The organism is Shigella sp. FC1544 (assembly GCF_001722145.1).
GTDB lineage: Bacteria > Pseudomonadota > Gammaproteobacteria > Enterobacterales > Enterobacteriaceae > Escherichia > Escherichia coli.
In genome coordinates this window covers 1-2,679 of the sequence record NZ_MECT01000211.1, presented here as the reverse complement: position 1 = coordinate 2,679, position 2,679 = coordinate 1, and the positions used below count along the sequence as shown (strand labels likewise).

At 48.9% G+C, this 2,679-nt stretch carries 3 protein-coding genes and 1 tRNA gene; 2 read left to right on the top strand and 2 right to left on the bottom strand.

Going from position 1 to position 2,679, the window contains the following annotated elements:
- Nucleotides 1-258 precede the first annotated feature (258 nt).
- Together BGK49_RS12035 and BGK49_RS12030 are read right to left on the bottom strand one after the other, a co-directional pair.
- A tRNA-Arg gene (locus BGK49_RS12035) sits at nucleotides 259-333 on the bottom strand.
- A gap of 75 nt (nucleotides 334-408) precedes the next feature.
- On the bottom strand, nucleotides 409-1,341 hold the full coding sequence (locus BGK49_RS12030; protein ID WP_046891760.1) for a formate/nitrite transporter family protein: 933 nt from the start codon (nucleotides 1,339-1,341) through the stop codon (nucleotides 409-411).
- Between the two features lie 293 nt (nucleotides 1,342-1,634).
- On the opposite strand from BGK49_RS12030, the gene mlaA reads away from it, so the two are divergent.
- Both mlaA and BGK49_RS26740 read left to right on the top strand, forming a co-directional pair.
- Nucleotides 1,635-2,390: a phospholipid-binding lipoprotein MlaA gene (mlaA, locus tag BGK49_RS12025; RefSeq protein ID WP_000776768.1), complete on the top strand. Its 756-nt coding sequence runs from the start codon at nucleotides 1,635-1,637 to the stop codon at nucleotides 2,388-2,390.
- Nucleotides 2,391-2,514: 124 nt separating this feature from the next.
- Nucleotides 2,515-2,679, top strand: a 165-nt coding sequence (locus BGK49_RS26740; protein ID WP_047664789.1) for an IS1 family transposase, incomplete at its 3' end; no start/stop codon positions are given.

The following is a 2,679-nucleotide window of genomic DNA, read 5'->3' as shown; positions in this document are numbered from 1 at the left end:
TTTCTGTTCCATAACAGGTGTCCACTAGTTGAAAAGGTGGGCACCTACGTTACCAATACAGGCTTAATGGCTACATACGGCGGTCAGTTTACGCTTACGGTAAAAATCCGGTGGGTAAAATTATTTTATCCACTTTTTACCCGTCATGGAGTGCGGCTGTCAACGATCTGACGCGAACCATGACGAACCGTGAATATACGGAAGGCTTGATATTCAGGGGATTTTGCGGACTGGTACGGATGGGAGCGAACTGATAAATGGTGTCCCCTGCAGGAATCGAACCTGCAATTAGCCCTTAGGAGGGGCTCGTTATATCCATTTAACTAAGAGGACAATGCGGCATGAGTATACCCGCTAATGGACTGCGGAGTAAGTACACTGCCGCTCGATTGCTTAAACCCTCGCCATTTATGCTGGTTTTTTATCATTTTTCTTAATGTTTTCCGCACGTTCTGCTTTTTGGCGTGCTTCTGCTTTGCGCTTGTTGCTCATGTCGTTACGGATCTGTGCATGACTCATTAACGCGAAGATAAAGGTGCCGCCGCAGATATTCCCCGCTAAAGTAGGTAGTGCGAAGGGCCAAATGAAATCGCTCCAGTGCAGCGTGCCGTTAAACACCAGATAGAGGATTTCTACAGAACCGACAACGATGTGGGTGGTGTCACCCAGTGCAATAAGCCAGGTCATCAATATAATCACCACAATCTTTGCCGCACCCGCTGCAGGAAACATCCAAACCATAGTGGCGATCAGCCAGCCGGAAATGATCGCGTTGGCAAACATCTCGCTGGGGGTGTTCTTCATCACATCCATGCCGATTTTGACAAATGCATCGTGAGTTTCTTCATTGAAGATAGGCATATATTCAAATGCCCATGCAGCAATACCTGTCCCGAGAATATTACCCAGCAGCACGACGCCCCATAATCGCATAAGTAAGCCGACGTTGCTCATTGTCGGTTTTTGCATGACGGGTAGTACCGCAGTCACGGTGTTTTCGGTAAATAATTGCTGGCGGGCCATAATGACGATAATAAAACCAAAGGTATAACCGAGATTCTCCAACAAGAAGCTGCCCGGCACGCCTTCCAGTTCGACATGAAATATCCCTTTTGCCAGTAACGAAGCGCCCATCGACAGACCCGCCGCAATGGCTGACCACAGTAGTGCCATTGCGTCGCGTTCCAGCTCTTTTTCACCATCCTGGCGGATATGTTCATGAATTGCCATCGCCCGGGAGGGGAGTCGATCTTCATCCATTTCTATTTTTTTGCCGCGCTCTTTTTCTTCGCTCTCAACTTCAATTTCGTCGCTGTGTTGATCAATTTTGTCGTTGTCCATGGTCTCTTCTCTTGAATTAGCACGTATAGCTAAAGCGTAGCGGCTTTTTTGCTCGCAACTGGCGGGAGTTACTCTGAAAATGTAGAAAAGGCCGCGTTTGCCTTTTTCTGTTTCTATAGAATCAAGTAGCCTACAGGGCGGCGGTTACCAGGCTATGATCAAATCAGCAAATCAGGGCGTCTGGACATCAGTTGACGTGCTGTTACAATCGCCCACACCTAAACAGGCGGATACGGTATCGTTCCGTCATGGATGGCAAACTGCATAAGCCATAAAAAAACAGGGAGACATTTATGAAGCTTCGCCTGTCGGCGCTTGCTCTGGGAACTACGCTTCTGGTGGGGTGTGCGAGTTCCGGTACAGATCAGCAAGGGCGTTCTGACCCGTTAGAAGGGTTCAACCGCACCATGTACAACTTCAACTTCAATGTATTAGACCCGTATATTGTTCGACCGGTCGCTGTCGCCTGGCGTGATTATGTTCCGCAACCGGCGCGTAACGGTTTGAGCAACTTTACCGGCAACCTTGAAGAACCTGCGGTGATGGTTAACTACTTCTTGCAGGGCGACCCTTATCAGGGGATGGTCCACTTTACCCGCTTTTTCCTGAACACCATTTTGGGGATGGGCGGCTTTATTGATGTTGCAGGGATGGCGAACCCGAAACTGCAACGGACTGAACCTCACCGCTTCGGTAGTACGCTTGGTCATTATGGCGTGGGTTATGGGCCTTACGTTCAGTTACCGTTCTACGGTAGCTTCACGCTGCGTGATGACGGTGGTGATATGGCGGATGGTCTTTACCCGGTTCTTTCCTGGCTGACCTGGCCGATGTCTGTGGGTAAATGGACGCTTGAAGGGATCGAAACCCGCGCTCAGCTGCTGGATTCCGATGGTCTGCTGCGTCAGTCGTCCGATCCTTATATTATGGTGCGCGAAGCGTACTTCCAGCGTCATGATTTCATCGCTAATGGCGGCGAACTCAAACCGCAGGAAAATCCGAACGCACAAGCGATTCAGGATGATTTAAAAGATATTGATTCTGAATAAGAAACAAATAAAAAAGGTGAGTCGCAAAACTCACCTGTTTTGTTGTTATCCCTCAATTACCACAAGTAAGGTAATGCTGCCAACTTACTGATTTAGTGTATGATGGTGATTTTAAGGTGCTTGCGTGGCTTCCATTTCCATCAGATGTCCTTCCTGCTCCGCTACTGAAGGCGTGGTGCGTAACGGCAAAAGCACTGCCGGACATCAGCGCTATCTCTGCTCTCATTGCCGTAAAACATGGCAACTACAGTTCACTTACACCGCCTCTCAGCCCGGTACGCACCAGAAA

Bases quoted from the DNA above. Each gene is read 5' to 3' on its own strand.
- BGK49_RS12030 (WP_046891760.1), bottom strand. From the start codon at position 1,341: ATGGACAACGACAAAATTGATCAACACAGCGACGAAATTGAAGTTGAG.
- mlaA (WP_000776768.1), top strand. From the start codon at position 1,635: ATGAAGCTTCGCCTGTCGGCGCTTGCTCTGGGAACTACGCTTCTGGTG.